We start from the raw sequence: 17,984 nt of genomic DNA on the forward strand, positions 1-17,984 counted from the left end.
TTTCGTAGAAAGTTAATTTTCAAATTGTATAAATTCATTTTTAATGAGCCTCTCTCTTTGCTCTTCGAGGACTATACCCCTTCAGCACATTTCCAATAGCCTCAATATGGGCAGGAGTGGTCCCACAACATCCTCCCACAATATTTACAAGCTGTTTCTCAGCATATTGTTTTACTTCCTTTGCCATTTGCTCCGCACTTTGATCGTACTCTCCAAAAGCATTAGGCAGCCCAGCGTTCGGATAAGCGGAAATGCAGAACTCTGAATTTTGAGAAAGCGTTTCTAAGTGAGGCAGGAGTTGCTGCGCGCCCAGCGCACAATTAAATCCTACACTTAAAAGATCCAAATGGGAAATGGAAATCAGAAAGGCCTGTGCAGTTTGTCCACTTAAGGTTCTACCCGATTGGTCTGTAATCGTGCCCGAAACCATAATAGGAACTTCCTTTCCTGACTCTTCTCGATACAAATCAATCGCAAACAAAGCGGCCTTCGCATTGAGGGTGTCAAAGACGGTTTCAACTAAGAGCAAATCAACTCCTCCCTCAACCAAGGCTTTGGCTTGCTGGTAATACACCGATTTCAACTGCTCAAAAGTGATTGCTCGATATCCAGGATCGCTTACGTCAGGAGATAGGGAAGCGGTTTTGTTTGTAGGTCCCATCGCTCCGGCAACAAACCGAGGTTTACTCGGATCCTTAGCGGTAAATTCATCGCACACTTTTCGTGCAATTTGTGCAGATTCGAAATTAAGTTCATACACAAGTTCTTCCATATGGTAATCTCCCATTGCAATGGTTGTAGAAGAAAATGTATTGGTTTCGACGATGTCGGCACCCACTTCTAAATACGCTTTGTGAACCTCTCGAATGGCCTCAGGCTGCGTAAGGGAAAGAAGGTCATTGTTCCCTTTGAGGTCCGATTCCCAATGCTCAAAGCGAACCCCTCGGAAATCAGACTCCGAGAACTTATATTGTTGAAGCATGGTTCCCATGGCTCCATCCAAAAGGAGAATTCGCTCGTTTAAAGCTTTGTATAAAGCTTCACTGTTTTTTAAAAGAGTTCGTTTTTTAGTTTCCATCTAAACCTAATTTTAAATCCTCAATAATATCTTCTATATTTTCTAATCCGACGGAGCAGCGCACCAGTCCAGGGGAAATACCGACTTCCATACGTTCCGATTCGAGTAGCTTTGAATGCGTGGTGGAGGCAGGATGCGTAACGATGGTCCTCGTATCTCCTAAATTAGCGGACAAAGAGCAGAGCTTTACGCGATTTAGAAAATTCCTTCCTCCCTCAATGCCTCCTTTCACTTCAAAGGCAACGATATTCCCGCCTAATTTCATTTGGCGTTTGGCAATTTCCACACTAGGATGAGAGGCTAGAAAGGGATAGTTCACTTTCTCCACACCTGCATGAGATTCTAAAAACTCTGCGACTTTCAGTGCATTTTCGCAGTGCTTCTCTACGCGCACAGCAAGGGTTTCTAAGCTTTTGCTTAACACCCATGCATTGAAGGGCGAAAGTGAAGGCCCCGTAAGTCTAGAAAATCCATAAATCAGATCAATGTATTTTTTAGCTCCTACTGCGACCCCTCCTAACACACGACCTTGCCCGTCCAAAAGTTTGGTCGCCGAGTGGACGACGACATCCGCTCCAAATTCAATAGGACGCTGCAGATAAGGCGTAGCAAAACAGTTGTCCACAATGAAAATAAGACCTCTTTTTTTTGCCACCTGACCTAAAAATTCTAGATCTAAAATTTCAATTCCCGGATTCGTTGGGGTTTCCACGTAGAGAATTTTAGTGGAAGGCGTAATAAGAGAATCAATGTCATATTGGTGCTCTGCTTTAAAATAGTTCGTGCCAATCTGCCATTTGGGAAGGTATTTCGTGAACAAAGCATGGGTGGCTCCAAAAACACTTTGGCAGCTCAAAATTTGGTCTCCGGATTCTAGTAGGGCTCCAAAGGTGGAAAAGATAGCAGACATGCCCGAGGCAAATGCGTAACCTTTTTCCGCTCCTTCTAGCAGGACCATTTTGTCCACGAATTCGTTCACGTTGGGATTGCTATATCGACTGTAAAGATTCTTTTCCTTCTCTTCGGCAAAACTAGCTCGCATGTCCTCCGCATCGTCGAAGACAAAACTTGAGGTTAAATAAAGTGCGGACGAATGTTCGCCGTATTGACTTCTAGGAGTCTGTGAACGGATGGCATCCGTTTCGAAATGAGTACTCATTCGTATGTTGTTTTTAAGGTTCTACTTACTTGGTTTCACTGATACGTAACAAATCGCCAAAGACACCGCGCGCCGTTACTTTTGCGCCCGCACCTGCGCCCATAATCACAATAGGCTGCTCCCCGTAGCTTTCGGTATAGATTTCAAATACGGAATCTGATCCTTTCAGTTGTCCTAAAGGGGAATGGAGAGGAAGCTCTACCAGTTTCACTTCTAAATCTCCCTTTTCTTTTTGAAGATCACCGGAAAGATCACCAACGTATCGAAGTACATGTCCTGGCTTTAGGGACTTTCGACGTTTTTCGTACGGTGAGTCAATTTCATGGATTCGCTTTAAAAAGTTCTCCTTTGAACCCACTCGAAGAGAAGGAGGAATCAAATTTTCAATTTTGATATCGTCTAGTTCATTTTCCAAGTCGAGCTCACGAGCCAAAATCAGAAGTTTTCTTGCGACGTCTAAGCCACACAGATCTTCTCGGGGATCAGGTTCTGTAAATCCTTTGTCAATAGCCTCCTGCAAAACCTCGGAAAGTGCCTGGTCTCCCTGAGAAAACTGATTGAACAAATAACTTAAGGACCCGGAAAAAACGCCCTTGATTCTTGTAATGTTTTCTCCAGATAAGTGCAGTAATTTTATGGTGTCGATGAGCGGAAGGCCTGCTCCCACATTGGTTTCGTATAAATAGCGCTTGGTGTTTTTCGCTAGGAGTCGTCTAAGACTGCGATAGTTCTCAATGGGAAGGGTATTGAATATTTTATTGGAAGAAACAATGTCAAATCCATTTTCAACAAGATACGGGTAGTGTTCTACAAACTCTCTTGACCCTGTATTGTCAATCGCAATCAGGTTTTCAAGTTGGTAGCGATGTAGCTGGGATACCAAGGCTTGAAGATCCGAGACAGAGTCACTGTACTCAAGTTCACTTCGCCACTCCGAGTGAATCCCTTTTGGATTAAAGATCTGTTTCTTGGAATTGGCTATCCCAACAATCCGAAGATCTAAATTCTTTCTACGGCGAATTTCTTTTTGAGAGTCCAAAACTTGTTCTATGAGGGTTCCCCCTACATTGCCATGTCCAATGATGGCGAGATGCACCACTTTCGGTTTTCCAAAAAGTTCGCTTTCAATAATGCTTTTTGACTTTTCGTCTTGCGAGGAGCTCACCACAATATTGACTCGATTCTCAGAGGCCACTTGACTTAAAATGAGTGGGAAAACACCGTTACGGCCCAACTCCTGGGAGAGCCTGCTATAGTCCTCACAATCGAAAGCAAGGACCGAGACTGCATTAATACTATAAATGGACTGTACTTTCTGCTCTTCTCTCTCTTTTTGAAATTCTCTTTCAAGGCACTCGATGGCTTTTTGAGAATCCGTGGATTGAACTAAAATGGAGAGTCCATTTTCAATGGCTTGTTGAGAAATAACCCCGACACTTATTCTAGCAAGGGTTAAGGCTTTAAAAATTCGACCGTCGATACCGACTTGATCTAAAAAATCATCGCCTTCAAATCGAATAATCGCTCGGTTTTTATATAGCTTCACTTCTTTCTGGGTTTTCATACTAGGGCTTTATTTATAATTGTATTTAATTGCGTGTACTCGATTAGAAAGGCATCGTGACCATGAACAGACTGAATTTCACTATAGTCTGTTTGCTTTTGATTTGCAAGAAGCAGCTCGTAGCAGTCCTTACTCTCCTTTGCAGGAAAAAACAAATCACTGTCAATTCCTATGAGATGAATTTTTGCTTCGATTTGAAGTAGTGACTTTTCTTGAACATTTATCGTGGTTAAAAGGTGATTCACCAAACGATAAGCTTTTAAACTAAATCTTTCGTTTAATTTGTCTCCATGGAAATCCAACCATTCATGGGACCGACGCTTGCCACTTTCCGATGAAACTTCTCTTTGAAAGCGAGAGTTAAGAGATTCAGGTGTGCGATAGCAAAGCATCGCGTGGGCACGCGCCTTTTGCAAAGGATATTCGGGATGAGACAAAAGGTATTTCTGAATAAGGCACTGCGAAAAAAGCCAATCCGTGGTTTTATAATCACAGGCGATGGGAAGAAATAAATCGGTAAGTTTCGGGGACTGGGAAAGGATCTCCCATCCTAAGGACCCTCCTATCGAACCCCCGATGAGAGCACGAAGATGAGAAACCTTAAGTTTAGACAGTGCTTCAAGAAAAAGTGCAGCGATATCAGACAGTGCAAGTTCGACGGGAAGGACTTGATCGATTCCGTCATATCCGTTTCCGGGTAGGTTGAAACACAAAACACTGTAGCGATCTAAATCGATGGATCCCCCCTCGTACACTACTTTATTCCACCACCCCTTTTCTCCCGCCACCGTTGAATTTCCGGTAAGGGCATGATTAATGAGAACCACAGGCGCCTCAGCCAAAGGTTTTCCAAAAACTTCGTAACTCAAGGTAAGAGATATACTCTCCCCTAGGGAAGTTTTAAAATCGGTTATAGTAATAAAGGAAAATGTCGGTTTCAATTTTAAAAGATTTAAAAATTGAAAATGCGACCTAAAAAGGTAAAAAGAATTTACTGTTATCTCCCTCTTGTTAAAGAGTAGAATTTAGCACCTTTCCGCATCGCGGTAGGTTGCCAAGGTTTCGTAGGGTCTATTCCCTCCACCTTTCTTGATAACATTTTCAATATGTGAATGAACTAATTGGACGCAAATATAGAACAAAATTGAGGAACCTACCTAGTAATTTTTGAGATTTTAAAAATACCTAAAGATAATCCTCCTTTCAAATCTACATTAGGGATGCTATTTTTGCCACTATTTGAACCCTTTTACCTGCCACAAATTAGGCTAAAATAGATTTGACCGAGCAAAAAGCGTATCCACTTAAAACATTTTAGCCCGAAATAATTTCAAATTTTCCATTTCTCAGGTCTCTATTACGCTTTCGATTAAGGCTGTAGTACACCGATTTTAGCGGTTTCACTTTGAGTAGATGAAGGTTACAGCATTTAATGCTAGAACTCCGTAAATTAATCTAAAACCCTTAATTTTGCACTTTGATACTGAACTATGGCAATTGAAAAGAAGCGGTTAAAAGACCCATTATGGAGAAGTTTTGGACCTTATGTAAGCAACAGGCAATGGGGTACGGTAAGAGAGGATTATAGCAATCATGGAAATGCATGGGGATATACTTCTTACCACGAAGCCATAAGCCGAACTTACCGTTGGAGTGAAGACGGAATCGCAGGACTTAGCGATGAAAAGCAGCTACTTTGTTTCGCTTTTAGTTTTTGGAATCAAAAAGATGAAATCCTAAAAGAAAGATTCTATGGTTTAAACAACCATCAGGGGAATCATGGAGAGGACATTAAAGAAATCTTTTATTACTTAGACGGCACGCCCACTCATTCGTACATGAAAATGGTGTATAAGTATCCAATTGATGCTTTTCCCTACGAACAACTCGTTCATGAGAACGCTATACGAAGTAAAAAGGATCCTGAATTTGAACTCGTCGATACCGGTGTATTCGAAGACAACAAATATGTCGATCTTTTTATTGAGTATGCGAAAATCTACCATGACGACATCCTAATTCGACTGACGGCCGTGAACCGCAGTAAGGAGAAAGCCCCCCTTACCTTACTTCCGACCTTATGGTATCGAAACAATTGGGACTGGGGATACGGCACTTACAAACCCAATTTGAAGCATCGCAAGGAAGGTGTCATTGAAATTGAGCATGAATCTCTCCCCTACAAATATCTATACAGTAAGGACAAAACAGCCACCACTCTATTTTGTGAAAACCAGACGAACCATCCCAAATTATCCGGCTCCTCTCAGCAGGAGGGGTTTTACAAAGACGGGATTAACGATCACGTCGTGCATGGGTTAGACTCGGTCAATCCAAACAAAACAGGAACGAAGGCTGCTTTTTTAGTGAACACAATCCTAGAACCTGGAGAGAGCAAAACCTTTGAGTTTAGACTTTCCCCCCACGATATGCAGGATGCCTTTTTTGACTTTGATACGGTCTTTGAGGCTAGAAAGAAGGAGGCAGATGAATTTTATGGAGAATTACAAGACGTCATTCCAGACCCGGAAGAACGAAACATTCAACGTCAAGCTTTCGCCGGACTGCTTTGGAACAAACAGTTCTACCATTACAATGTGAACAAATGGCTTAAAGGAGACCCCAAAAATAGACAACCTCGAGATCCTAGCACCTACCAACGGAACCAGGAGTGGTCGCATATGCACAACAAAGACATCATCTCCATGCCAGACAAGTGGGAATACCCCTGGTTTGCCACTTGGGATCTAGCCTTTCACTGTGTACCTTTTGCCCTTATTGACAGTGAATTTGCGAAAAACCAAATGCGACTCCTAACCAAAGAGTGGTATATGCATCCTAATGGACAGCTTCCTGCTTACGAATGGGACTTTAGTGATGTCAATCCCCCCGTGCATGCCTGGTCCACGTTTCGAATCTTCAAAATTGATGAAAAGATAAATGGAACTCCCGATATACCGTTTTTAGAAGCGGTCTTCCAAAAGCTTCTCTTAAACTTTACTTGGTGGGTGAACCGGAAAGACCCGAACGACAACAATATTTTTGGAGGAGGTTTCTTAGGTCTAGACAACATTGGTGCCTTCGACCGAAACATGCAATTTCAGAACGGTCAGTACCTAGAACAAGCAGACGGCACCAGTTGGATGGCAATGTTTGCTCTAAACATGATGCGCATTTCAATGGAACTAGCGCTTCACAACCCTGTCTACGAAGACATGGCCATTAAATTTTTTGAGCACTACCTCTACATCGCGGAAGCGATGGAGACCATTGGCGACAAAGACGGACTATGGGATGAAAAGGATGGGTTCTTTTACGATGTCCTCCAAGACCAGCATGGAGACTCTGTCAACCTTAAGCTTAGAAGCATCGTCGGGCTCATTCCCATGTTTGCTGTAGAAGTGATCGAACATGAAACTCTTGAGCGCTTACCGAACTTCAAAACCCGAATGGAATGGGTGCTTAAAAACAAGCCCGAGTTAGCCAATTTGGTATCGCATTGGGAAGTCGAAGGAAAAGGTAGGAAACATTTGATGAGCATCTTGAGAAAAACAAGACTTTCTCGAATCCTCAACCGAATGCTCGATGAGGAAGAATTCTTAAGTCCCTACGGCGTTCGTTCTCTTTCCAAAGTATATGAAGAAAACCCTTTTGAATTCACTTTTGAAAAGCAACACTTCAAAGTGCAATACTTACCTGCAGAAAGCGACAGCAGCATGTTTGGGGGCAATAGCAATTGGCGAGGACCTATTTGGTTCCCCATCAATTTTCTCATTGTGGAAAGTCTGCAAAGATTCCACTATTACTACGACGAAAGCCTCCAAGTTGAATACCCAACAGGGAGCGGAGAAATGCGAAACCTTGATTTCATTTCCACAGATTTAATCGAAAGATTAAAATCTATTTTTACGAGAGATGAAATGGGCAAAAGAGCGTTTAATGCAAACAATGATTTATTCAACCACGATCCCCATTTCAAAGATTACATCATGTTCTATGAATATTTCCACGGAGACAATGGTCGAGGGGTAGGCGCCTCCCATCAATGTGGTTGGACCGCTACCCTTGCCAAACTAATTCAACCTCGACTAGGTTAATTGACCGCGCTCTCCTCTACTTTGCCCCCATTGACGTGAACTTCATAGTTTACGGTTACATTGGGCTCTAGGGTCTTGGAGACGGAACAGTATTTATCAAAGGACAATTGAGCTGCTTTAAATGCTTTTTGAGGGTCTACGCCGCCTTCAAGAAAGAACTTGACCAAGATCGCTTTAAAGGGCTTTGCACTCCCTACTTTTTCGCGATCCCCTGTGACCTCAGCTTTAAAAGACGTTACCTCTTGTTTTTGTTTTTGTAAGATGGCAACAATGTCAATCCCACTGCAACTTGCCACGGCCATAAGTACGATCTCCATGGGAGAAACCCCTTTGGCACCTTCTCTTGAAGTATTGTCAAGCAAAATAGAATTGCCAGATGCATTCGTACATTGAAAAAGGAAGTTTTCGTCGATTCGTTCTAAATGAATTTGCATAAAATAGGGTATTTGTTGTTCCAAATGTAAAGATACCAAATTATTAAAAGACCCCTCGTGAGAAGAAAGAAAAGATTGGCACTTCTTTCGCTGCATACATAGGACAATCTGTTTATTTGAACAGATACTGTGATTACGAACTAAAAAACTTCAAGTATGACTTACGAAAATCAAAGAAGCGGCAACGGAGGTGTGATCCTCTTGAAAAAAGAGCAGGAAGAAATTGGCCGACTCACCTATACGCTGTTCCCAGAAGACAAAAAAATGATTATCTCCTTCGTTTTGGTTCACCCTCAACATGAGGGAAAAGGAATGGGGAAATATCTTGTGAGCAATGCAATTGAATTTGCGCGAGAAAACCAATGGAATGTCTATCCACACTGTTCTTATGCACGTTCTGTTATGATGAGAATGCCGGAAGTGCAAGATATTTTATTAAAGACAAACGACTAAGAAACATGCGCGGCTTATGCTGTTTATTTCGGAAAATGCAGGAACATCGTTACCAACATTTGTGCAACCTCTAATGCCATAAGCATAGTTAATAAACTCTAGCTTTTTTAATAATGGTTTTTTTGATAGGTAGTGTTTCACTAACTGTGTAAGTTGAAAAGTTATTCTGAAAAATTTTGAGTCCTTAAAAACTCAAAACTTTTTCGGAAATAACTTTTTACTATTTTTAAACTTTATACAGTTATGATTGACAAAGAAGAATTATTAAACAACAAGGATTTTTACAAATCCTTCAAGAACAGCGAAGATCTTACCTCGTTCTTCAAAACAATGCACAAACGAGCCGTAGAACATATGCTCGAAGCAGAACTAGATGACCATCTAGATACTAATAAACATCAGAAAACGAAAGACGGCAACTATCGCAATGGTCATCAGAGTAAGAAGATAAAAACCTCTTTTGGCGAAGATGAAATTAAAGTTCCGCGTGATCGACAAAGTACTTTTGAGCCGATGATAGTTCCCAAAAGGCACAATATTATTGATGGTTTAGAAAATATTATAATATCATTTTACGCCAAAGGAATGAGTGTGAGTGATATTGAAGAACAAATCAAGGACATGTATGATTTTGATGTCTCAACCTCAACAATCTCCAGGATCACCAATGCTGTTTCCAGTGAAATTGTCGCTTGGCAAAATCGACCTTTAGAGGATTTATACCTTATTGTTTGGATGGATGGAATCGTTTTTAAAGTTCGTGAGAACTCTAAAGTCATCAATAAAACCATCTATCTTGCTGTGGGTCTGCGACGTGACGGAAAGAAAGAAGTTCTAGGAATGTGGCTAGGGAAGAGTGAAAGCTCCAGTTTTTGGATGAGCGTGTTAACCGATATGAAAGCACGTGGCGTGGAAGACATACTTATCACTGCAACGGATAACCTTAATGGATTCACCCAGACTATTCGCAGTGTGTTCCCCCAATCGCAAACTCAAATTTGCGTAGTTCATCAAATTAGAAATGCTTGCAAATATGTGGTTTGGAAGGACAGGAAAGCCTTTACTTCCGATATGAAACATATCTACAACGCACCCACAAAACAAGCCGCAGAAGCCGCTTTAAATGATTTTGCAGAAAAATGGGAATCTAAATATTCCTATGCAATTAAGTCCTGGAGAGATAATTGGGATGAATTAACCGTGTTTTTTGAATTCCCTGTTGAAATCCGAAAAATCATTTACACCACAAATTTAATCGAAAATCTCAATGGAAAAATAAGAAAATACACCAAAAATAAAATGTCCTTTCCTACGGATGATGCAGTTTTAAAGTCAGTTTTCCTCGCCTTAAGAGAAGCAACAAAAAAATGGACAATGCCTATTAGAGATTGGGGTATCGTACTCAATCAATTTATGCTTATATTTGAAGATAGGCTTAAATTATAAATCTCAAGCCAATACTTTTCAACTTACACACTTTTTGGGATAGTGTCTTTTGATACGAAAAACAGGTCTAACCTAATCTCGCAACCAAGGTTGCACTTCAAACAAATGTATGTGTAGTGATTCATTTTATTTTCAAGCACTTCATTTGCATCAACTCGGATAAAATTCCCCCATTTGAAGAAATCAATTTTAACCCTTTAAAGGCTTGATTCAATCAATATTTCGAATTCTAAATATCATTTACCTAAGTTACTAGCTCTAAGAATTAATTTTCTGTGTTGTAACGATGGTAGACCAATTTTTTTTCGATTATGATTTACAAATACTGTATCAATGACGGTATCATAAGTTTCAAAAACTCCATAATCAGGATTTTCTTTTAAAACCAAGACGTGATGTAAATCTACAAAGAGTCCATAAATACGAGGGGGACATTCTCCCGTCTGTACCGCTTTAAATAATTCATTATCGAAAAAAGAATAGGACTCAGAACCGATCAAATTTCCAATAAAATTATCCATAGGCATAAACACATTGCCATTGCCCATAACTCCTATGCGATCTACCGACGGATAACCATAATTTTCAAATGTCCATTTTAATAGATTGGCATCTTTTTTATCATTTAAAGCTGTGATCGTAGGGTCAGAACGTCTATTAATTTCGTTTCTAGTAAAGGCCTGAGAAAAGGAATCGACCAATCTTTTATTTAAATTCCTCCTCCACATCACTACTTCTTGCTCAATTGCTATTTCATCAAGTCCATATTTATCATACAAACTAGTGAAGTGTTTATAAGAATTACCATAGGGTGCATAAAGATGAGCGAACTTCCGTAGTGCCCTTCTACCACCAAATCTTAAGTTTTGCTTTTCTGCTAGAGTTATGAATGTCTCAAATTCTTCAATCCTATCTTGATTTTTGGGAGGGTACCGCCGGAATAGCTTCCTGTACTTTCTCACAACCAGTAGGGAATCTTGTTCATAGCGTAATATGCTGTCAACTTTATTGACTTCTGTATAATAGTTAATATAATTCTTCTGACTACAAGAACTACTCAAGAAATAAATTATGGCCAGGAAACCGAGGAAGAAAAAAGATTTGCATTTTAAATTTTGCATGAGTTAATTGTAATTGATTTTATGATTAAGTTCAATAGGATTATTATTACTCTCTATCTCCTCTTGTTGTTGCTTATTCATTTCATTAATATCAAAATCCAAAACATTTCCGTTCGGGTCCTGCATCGTAACCTTTGCTCCCCCACTTATTCTACGCTCTAATTCCATATTGGGCTTTTCATAATATACCATTGCTAATTGCTTAAATTTCTTCCAATCGATGGGAATCGCGTTCCTTCTCTCAAAAAAAAACTTTCCTTTATTTTTAATTTGAGTTAGAGTAAATAAATACTCTTCTCGATTATCGGCAATTTCTACAATTAAACCTGGTAAACCATGAAATACATAAGGCCCATCTGCAATCGGAATATCCAATGTAAACCAAGCATTCCAAATACGACCTCCATATTCAACCGAAGCTTTTTGACATAAAAAATCTCCTAAGGTTTTCTTCTCAGAGCTCACTTTCCACTTTAAATCTTCAGCAATATTGAGAAGGTAATTAAACTGTTGGTTCGTTATAACTTTCTCAATTTTATTCCTTGATAAGTCTTTCTTTACATAAAACTGATTTTCAAAACCAGAAGTCACCATTGCAGGCATTCCAATCTCTGCCAATGAATCCGACGATCGATCTACTAAAAGTCGAAAAACGGATTTGCCATTAATATAATCTAACATAGCAAGTGACTTGCTATACTCCTTCTGCGTCTCAGGACTTAATTTGTATTTCATTTCATAAACCGCACCAACTTCTTGAGCAAAAGCAGTACTGTAAAAGGTTGAAAAAAAGGCAAATATTAAAAATAGCTTTTGAAAACCCATAATTGTTGAATTTATTGGCGAACATAATCGAAGCAAAGTATATCGATTAACTCCTGTATTTTTGACGTTGGATACACACGTTCAGACGGAGGCATAAAATAAATGTACAAGAAGCCGCCTTATTTATCTATGAGAAAACTTCTTTGCAAGAAACAACGCTTCCATGCCTTCAAATTTTTTCATAATTAATACTTAATTGGTTAATGCGTAAAGTTAAATATTATATTCAAATTAGCAAATTAAATTTAACCTTAATTAATTATCACTATTTAATCGGGTAAATAGCCGCAGTATGTGTATTAAACATTTTTACTATATACTGCTCGTCATAGGGACCGTGGATCTACACTTGACCAGAAACCATCTGCTCATAAAGCAAATAAAAACACCTCAAACAAAATCGAGCAAATCAACTTCATATATAAGACTACCACATAAGTAAACAGTTCAAAATTGGAATAAACCAGTTAAATTAATAACTTACTACTGCTTGAAAAAATTGGAAAAGAGCTCCTAATTTCTAGCATTAAAATGTCAACAGGCTATAAAAAAGCTATTCACATTGATTTTGCAGATTTTTCATTATTTTTGCATAGATAAAATAGTATATATGGGACGCGCATTCGAATATAGAAAAGCATCAAAGATGGCCCGTTGGGATAAAATGGCCAAAACTTTTTCAAGAATTGGAAAAGATATTGCACTCGCAGTAAAATCAGGTGGACCGGATCCGGATACGAATCCCACGCTAAGGCGTTGCATTCAAAATGCAAAGGGTGCAAATATGCCCAAAGACAACGTAGAGCGTGCTATAAAAAAAGCAAGTGGTGCAGAAGCGGAACACTATGAAGAGGTCACTTACGAAGGGTACGGACAGGGAGGCGTTGCTTTTTTTGTGGAATGCACCACAAACAACCCTACTCGTACAGTAGCTAACGTTAGAGCTATATTTAATAAGTTTGATGGAAACCTTGGGAAGAACGGAGAGCTTGCCTTTATTTTTGACCGTCATGGAATCTTCACCCTAGATAGATCTCTAATCACTATGGATTGGGATGATTTTGAAATGGAAATGATTGATGGAGGTGCTGACGAGATAGACAGTGATGCAGAGGAGGTAATGGTAACCACTGCGTTTGAAGATTTTGGTACCCTTTCCCACAAGCTTGAATCCATGGGCCTAGAAGCAAAGAGTGCGGAGCTTCAAAGAATCGCGAATTCTACCAAAGCGGTTAATGAAGAGCAGTTCAAAGCCAACATGAAAATGCTTGAAAGATTTGAGGACGATGACGATGTGCAAAACGTCTACCACAATATGGAAATCACAGACGAATTAATGGAATCCTTATAAGACACTATTCCAAAAAGTTGAAAAGTATTAGGCTTAAGTTTTTTATAACTTGAGCCTTTTTGTTTGAAGTGAAGTTAACTTTAGCTCCCCCACCTCTATACACTCAATTTTCAAACTACGCGGTTTGCGCTGTATTTCCGTAGGGGCGCTATGTTCCCTTGTACTTTGAACCAGACTCCCCATAGAGGATATCCTACGCAGTTAAAAGCATGATATAGGTGAGACATAAAGTATTATAAAATTGGTAGTCTAGTGTAGTGCATAATGGATTCCGAACTAGTACTACAAATTTTTCTACATAGTAGGCGGGTTTAAGTTGCCCGTTTTCGCATATGATTCTCTTCCATTCACATAAGAGTTGCGTCTGAATCGTCTTTACTGTAACTGCCCGGATCTTTCGAACCCTTTTCCTGTCATTCGTATTATTCTAGATTCTGAGAAAATTGCTGATGATCTCCTTGACTTCCATCGCTATCTCTTCAATCTTTCCTTTGTTAATCTCTTTAAACTCGAGCGGTGCAGTATCCTTTGCTTTGTGGTAGTACTACAACAAAAATAGCCGCCTCAATTCTGAGGCGGCTACTTCATTTATTAAGATTCAATTACGACTAGTAATCTCTCTTTTGGATAGCATCCCAAGCAGCAGCATCAACCGCGCTTACGACAACTTTTCTGTCTTTAAGTCTTTCTTCGTTAGATGCGTTTTCGTCAACTGTAGCTTCAGTTTCACCTAAACCTTTTGATTTAAGTTGAGAATCTACAACTCCTCTCGCTTCTAATCCTTTTACAACTGCAGCAGCTCTTCTTTGAGATAACTTCAAGTTGTATGCAGCAGGACCTTTTTTGTCTGTGTGACCAGCAACTAGGAATGTTCCACCGTTAGAAGATTTGATGATTTCAGCAGCTGCATCTAATTTTGGTTGAGATTCAGCTCTTACAGTTGATTTATCGAAATCGAATAGGATATCGGTAAGTGCAACCGTTGCATCTTGTGCAAGATCTTCTTGAGGTTTAGGACATCCGTTGTATTGTGCAAGACCTGGAACAGTTTCACAGTCATCATCTTTGTCTAATACTCCGTCTCCGTCAGTATCTGGCCAAGGACATCCGTTGTTTTCAGCTGGACCTGCAACATCTTTACAGTTGTCATCTTTGTCTAATACTCCGTCTCCGTCAGTATCTGGCCAAGGACATCCGTTGTTATCTGCTGGACCTGCAACATCTGGACATTGGTCATCTTTATCTGGAACTCCATCACCGTCAGTATCTGGACATCCTTGGAATTCAGGTAAACCTGCTTCGTCTGGACATAGATCGTCTTTGTCTAGGATTCCGTCTTTATCTCTGTCTGATTGTCCGAATCTAAATAATAGAGACGCACCTGCTTGGAAAAAGTTCGCAACAGAAGATTTGTCTCCTGGAGTAGAAACGTAATCTCCTTGGATACCTAAACCGAAGTTGTCAGTTAACCAGAAGTTAGATCCGATACCAGTTGCAAGAGCGAAATGGTTAGCACCAACTGCTTCACCGTCTCCGTTCACTACACCTGTACCTGAATAGTCATGTCTTAGGTAGTTAGCACCAACTCTTAAGTACGGGTCGAACCAAGATTCTTCGTTCCAAAGAGAGTTTGCTTTTAATTGTAGACCTAGACCAGTCATTAGCATGAATTCTTTATCCATACCGATTCTTTTGTTGTCTACGTTACCTACAGTGGTTTGCCAGTCTAATACTAACGGACCAGTAAGGTGTCTTGCAACAGTTAATTTAGAAAGTGGTGGTGTAATAGTAAAGTTGTTAATACTATATAACTCTTCACCTGAGAACGCTTGTTTAAAAACGTCACCAACATTTCCACCAGCTGCTACGTGATTCTCCGCGTGAGCACCCACCCCGATTAACCACGGGTTGTTCGCTGTCTGCGCAAATACAGTAGAGGCAACGGTTAGTGCCAATGCTGAAATTCCTAATTTTAGATTTTTCATAGAATTAAATGATTAAATAATTGATAATGCAAAATAAATATAATTTTTCTTTATAAACAAAGATTTACAGAGATTTTTTCACCTATCCTTTAGGATTCTCTCCATATTTCTTTTATTTTCTCTATCTTTTATAGCTTCTCTTTTGTCAAACAGTTTTTTTCCCTTCGCTAAGGAAATCAGTAATTTGGCAATTCCCTTTTCATTTATGTACAGTTTCAAAGGCACAATCGTAGTCCCTACGTCTTTGAGTTTTTTCTCAAATTTCTGTAATTCCCTTTTGTGCAAGAGCAATTTCCGTTCCCTTTTCGTTTTGTGGTTGTAAAAAGTACCGAGTTTATACTCTTCTATAGACATATTGATTACATATAATTCCCCTTCAATCATTTGACAAAAGCTCTCCGTAATCGAAGCTTTTGAAGAACGTAAGGACTTGATCTCTGTCCCTGTAAGTACGATCCCTGCCTCGATTTGCTCAATTAATTCGTATTCGAATCGAGCCCGTTTGTTTAAAATGGTAACCGTTTTTTCTATCTTCATTTCGATGGGGTAAAGGTACGAACTGGTAAGTTTCTCGAATTTATATAATTTTAGCTTTGTTTTTTAGAACTAAGTGCAAATTTAACCCTTTTTAAATATACCGTATATATTTTTTCTAAAGTTCTTTAATAAAATGACATACGTGGTAAAGCCAATTAGTTTTCGTAATTTTGCGGCAAATCTACAAAACTCTATGTTAACAGTATCTAATTTATCTCTTCAGTTCGGTAAGAGAGTGCTATTTGACGAAGTAAACATTATGTTTACAAAGGGCAATTGCTATGGGATTATTGGAGCCAATGGGGCAGGAAAGTCCACTTTCCTTAAAATCCTCACGGGAAAACAAGTACCCACCACCGGAACCGTTTCACTTGAACCCGGAAAAAGAATGTCTGTGTTGGAGCAGGATCACTTTGCTTACGATAATTTCACAGTTTTGGAAACCGTCCTTCGAGGAAACGAAAAGCTTTTTGAAATTAAAGAAGCGATGGATGCACTTTATGCAAAACCTGATTTTTCAGATGAAGACGGAATCAAGGCAGGTGAACTCGGTGTCACTTACGAAGAAATGGGCGGTTGGAACGCAGAATCAGATGCACAAACCATGCTCTCCAACGTAGGGGTGAAAGACGACATGCATTACCAAATGATGAGCGAACTTGAAAACAAGGATAAAGTAAAGGTTCTCTTGGCACAAGCTCTTTTTGGAAATCCTGACGTTCTCATCTTAGACGAACCTACCAACGACCTTGACATTGATACCATTGCTTGGTTAGAAGATTTCTTGGCCGATTATGAAAACACCGTAATTGTTGTATCTCACGACCGTCACTTCTTAGACGCCGTTTGTACACACATCGGTGACTTAGATTATGCGAAACTTAACCTCTATACAGGAAACTATTCCTTCTGGTACCAAGCCTCTCAACTTGCCACAAGACAAAGACAGCAAGCGAACAAAAAGGCAGAGGAAAAAAAGAAGGAACTTCAAGACTTCATTGCTCGATTCAGCTCCAACGTAGCGAAAGCAAAGCAAGCGACCGCAAGAAAGAAAATGCTCGACAAATTAAACATTGACGACATCAAACCCTCTTCTAGACGCTACCCTGCTATTATTTTTGAAACGGAACGTGAAGCAGGAGACCAAATTCTAGAAGTTCAAGGACTTTCTAAAACCAAAGATTCTGAACTTTTGTTCTCAAACATAGATTTCAAATTAAAAAAAGGCGACAAAGTGGCGATCTTATCAAAGAACTCTTTGGCGATCACTGAATTTTTTGAAATCATATCTGGAAATCAGAAAGCGGATAAAGGAGATTACCAGTGGGGCGTTACCACGAACCAATCTTACATTCCCCTTGATAACAACGAATTCTTCCAGGACAAAGACTTATCGCTAGTAGATTGGCTAAGACAGTTTACAAAGAACGATGAGGAAAGACATGAGGAATACATGCGTGGGTTCCTTGGGAAAATGCTTTTCTCAGGAGACGAAGCGCTTAAATCCAGCACGGTACTTTCAGGAGGTGAAAAAATGCGTTGTATGTTTAGCCGCATGATGCTTCAAAGAGCAAACGTTCTTTTAATGGATGAGCCTACCAACCACTTGGACCTTGAAAGTATTACTACTTTAAATAACTCTCTTGTTAACTTCAAGGGAACAATCTTACTTTCTTCTCATGACCACGAAATGTTGGAAACGGTCTGTAACCGAATCATTGAGCTCACTCCAAAAGGAGTCATTGACCGCGACATGACTTACGATGAGTATTTGTCAGACAAAAAAATGAAAGAACTAAGAGAACAAATGTATTCTTAGATCTGGTCTAACTCATATCCTTAAGCCGCGCTCACCAAAGCGCGGTTTTTTCTTTTTTGCTAGTCAAAACAGCGGGGATTTATCACCTCGATCCACCACGGTAAAACAAAAATAT

The 17,984-nt window shown here is 39.7% G+C and carries 14 protein-coding genes and 1 riboswitch; of the genes, 5 read left to right on the top strand and 9 right to left on the bottom strand.

The features are described from left to right. Positions 1-40: 40 nt before the first annotated feature. The 4 genes from AC3IRX_RS06035 to AC3IRX_RS06050 are packed head-to-tail and all read right to left on the bottom strand — an operon-like array spanning position 41 to position 4,742. Positions 41-1,078, bottom strand: coding sequence for a homocysteine S-methyltransferase family protein (locus AC3IRX_RS06035; protein ID WP_489208946.1), 1,038 nt, complete (start codon positions 1,076-1,078; stop codon positions 41-43). Then, on the bottom strand, positions 1,068-2,237 hold the full coding sequence (locus AC3IRX_RS06040) for a trans-sulfuration enzyme family protein (RefSeq protein WP_489208948.1): 1,170 nt from the start codon (positions 2,235-2,237) through the stop codon (positions 1,068-1,070). Before AC3IRX_RS06040 ends, AC3IRX_RS06035 begins: the two co-directional genes overlap by 11 nt. A gap of 25 nt (positions 2,238-2,262) precedes the next feature. Continuing rightward, on the bottom strand, positions 2,263-3,801 hold the full coding sequence (locus AC3IRX_RS06045) for an ACT domain-containing protein (RefSeq protein ID WP_489208949.1): 1,539 nt from the start codon (positions 3,799-3,801) through the stop codon (positions 2,263-2,265). Then, positions 3,798-4,742 carry an alpha/beta fold hydrolase gene (locus AC3IRX_RS06050; protein ID WP_489208951.1) on the bottom strand — a complete coding sequence of 315 codons (945 nt, stop codon included), beginning with the start codon at positions 4,740-4,742 and terminating at the stop codon, positions 3,798-3,800. Before AC3IRX_RS06050 ends, AC3IRX_RS06045 begins: the two co-directional genes overlap by 4 nt. A gap of 53 nt (positions 4,743-4,795) precedes the next feature. Then, positions 4,796-4,900: riboswitch (SAM riboswitch) on the bottom strand. A 391-nt stretch (positions 4,901-5,291) separates the two neighbouring features. Between AC3IRX_RS06050 and AC3IRX_RS06055 the strand changes: the two genes are divergently transcribed. After that, the gene (locus tag AC3IRX_RS06055; RefSeq protein WP_489208953.1) at positions 5,292-7,898 is read left to right on the top strand and encodes an MGH1-like glycoside hydrolase domain-containing protein; all 2,607 of its coding nucleotides are present in this window, start codon (positions 5,292-5,294) and stop codon (positions 7,896-7,898) included. On the opposite strand, the gene AC3IRX_RS06060 is transcribed toward AC3IRX_RS06055, so the two are convergent. Then, positions 7,895-8,332, bottom strand: a complete 438-nt coding sequence (locus AC3IRX_RS06060; protein WP_489208954.1) for an OsmC family protein — start codon at positions 8,330-8,332, stop codon at positions 7,895-7,897. The two genes, AC3IRX_RS06055 and AC3IRX_RS06060, sit on opposite strands and share 4 nt — an antisense overlap. Before the next feature lie 156 nt (positions 8,333-8,488). On the opposite strand from AC3IRX_RS06060, the gene AC3IRX_RS06065 reads away from it, so the two are divergent. Beyond that, positions 8,489-8,785, top strand: coding sequence for a GNAT family N-acetyltransferase (locus AC3IRX_RS06065; protein WP_489208956.1), 297 nt, complete (start codon positions 8,489-8,491; stop codon positions 8,783-8,785). A 243-nt stretch (positions 8,786-9,028) separates the two neighbouring features. Beyond that, entirely contained in the window at positions 9,029-10,231 is a 1,203-nt protein-coding gene (locus AC3IRX_RS06070; protein ID WP_489208805.1) for an IS256 family transposase, read from the top strand. Positions 10,232-10,467: 236 nt separating this feature from the next. Here AC3IRX_RS06070 and AC3IRX_RS06075 read toward each other — a convergent pair whose 3' ends face one another. Both AC3IRX_RS06075 and AC3IRX_RS06080 read right to left on the bottom strand, forming a co-directional pair. Then, the gene (locus AC3IRX_RS06075) at positions 10,468-11,352 is read right to left on the bottom strand and encodes a hypothetical protein (protein WP_489208957.1); all 885 of its coding nucleotides are present in this window, start codon (positions 11,350-11,352) and stop codon (positions 10,468-10,470) included. A gap of 3 nt (positions 11,353-11,355) precedes the next feature. Then, positions 11,356-12,177, bottom strand: coding sequence for a GLPGLI family protein (locus AC3IRX_RS06080; RefSeq protein ID WP_489208959.1), 822 nt, complete (start codon positions 12,175-12,177; stop codon positions 11,356-11,358). Between the two features lie 610 nt (positions 12,178-12,787). On the opposite strand from AC3IRX_RS06080, the gene AC3IRX_RS06085 reads away from it, so the two are divergent. Continuing rightward, entirely contained in the window at positions 12,788-13,528 is a 741-nt protein-coding gene (locus AC3IRX_RS06085) for a YebC/PmpR family DNA-binding transcriptional regulator (protein WP_489208960.1), read from the top strand. Positions 13,529-14,136: 608 nt separating this feature from the next. Here the strand turns inward: AC3IRX_RS06085 and AC3IRX_RS06090 are convergent. Together AC3IRX_RS06090 and smpB are read right to left on the bottom strand one after the other, a co-directional pair. Beyond that, on the bottom strand, positions 14,137-15,513 hold the full coding sequence (locus AC3IRX_RS06090; protein ID WP_489208961.1) for an OmpA family protein: 1,377 nt from the start codon (positions 15,511-15,513) through the stop codon (positions 14,137-14,139). Positions 15,514-15,591: 78 nt separating this feature from the next. Further along, positions 15,592-16,050, bottom strand: a complete 459-nt coding sequence (gene smpB / locus AC3IRX_RS06095) for an SsrA-binding protein SmpB (protein WP_489208963.1) — start codon at positions 16,048-16,050, stop codon at positions 15,592-15,594. A gap of 193 nt (positions 16,051-16,243) precedes the next feature. Here smpB and AC3IRX_RS06100 point away from each other — a divergent pair, with 193 nt between their 5' ends. Beyond that, positions 16,244-17,869: an ABC-F family ATP-binding cassette domain-containing protein gene (locus tag AC3IRX_RS06100; RefSeq protein WP_489208965.1), complete on the top strand. Its 1,626-nt coding sequence runs from the start codon at positions 16,244-16,246 to the stop codon at positions 17,867-17,869. The last annotated feature ends 115 nt before the right edge of the window (positions 17,870-17,984 follow it).

This window comes from Epilithonimonas sp. KH_059 (assembly GCF_057838485.1).

Coding starts and splice junctions, on each gene's coding strand:
- AC3IRX_RS06080 (WP_489208959.1), bottom strand. CDS start 12,177: ATGGGTTTTCAAAAGCTATTTTTAATATTTGCCTTTTTTTCAACCTTT.
- AC3IRX_RS06070 (WP_489208805.1), top strand. CDS start 9,029: ATGATTGACAAAGAAGAATTATTAAACAACAAGGATTTTTACAAATCC.
- AC3IRX_RS06090 (WP_489208961.1), bottom strand. CDS start 15,513: ATGAAAAATCTAAAATTAGGAATTTCAGCATTGGCACTAACCGTTGCC.
- AC3IRX_RS06060 (WP_489208954.1), bottom strand. CDS start 8,332: ATGCAAATTCATTTAGAACGAATCGACGAAAACTTCCTTTTTCAATGT.
- smpB (WP_489208963.1), bottom strand. CDS start 16,050: ATGAAGATAGAAAAAACGGTTACCATTTTAAACAAACGGGCTCGATTC.
- AC3IRX_RS06075 (WP_489208957.1), bottom strand. CDS start 11,352: ATGCAAAATTTAAAATGCAAATCTTTTTTCTTCCTCGGTTTCCTGGCC.
- AC3IRX_RS06085 (WP_489208960.1), top strand. CDS start 12,788: ATGGGACGCGCATTCGAATATAGAAAAGCATCAAAGATGGCCCGTTGG.
- AC3IRX_RS06065 (WP_489208956.1), top strand. CDS start 8,489: ATGACTTACGAAAATCAAAGAAGCGGCAACGGAGGTGTGATCCTCTTG.
- AC3IRX_RS06100 (WP_489208965.1), top strand. CDS start 16,244: ATGTTAACAGTATCTAATTTATCTCTTCAGTTCGGTAAGAGAGTGCTA.
- AC3IRX_RS06045 (WP_489208949.1), bottom strand. CDS start 3,801: ATGAAAACCCAGAAAGAAGTGAAGCTATATAAAAACCGAGCGATTATT.
- AC3IRX_RS06035 (WP_489208946.1), bottom strand. CDS start 1,078: ATGGAAACTAAAAAACGAACTCTTTTAAAAAACAGTGAAGCTTTATAC.
- AC3IRX_RS06040 (WP_489208948.1), bottom strand. CDS start 2,237: ATGAGTACTCATTTCGAAACGGATGCCATCCGTTCACAGACTCCTAGA.
- AC3IRX_RS06055 (WP_489208953.1), top strand. CDS start 5,292: ATGGCAATTGAAAAGAAGCGGTTAAAAGACCCATTATGGAGAAGTTTT.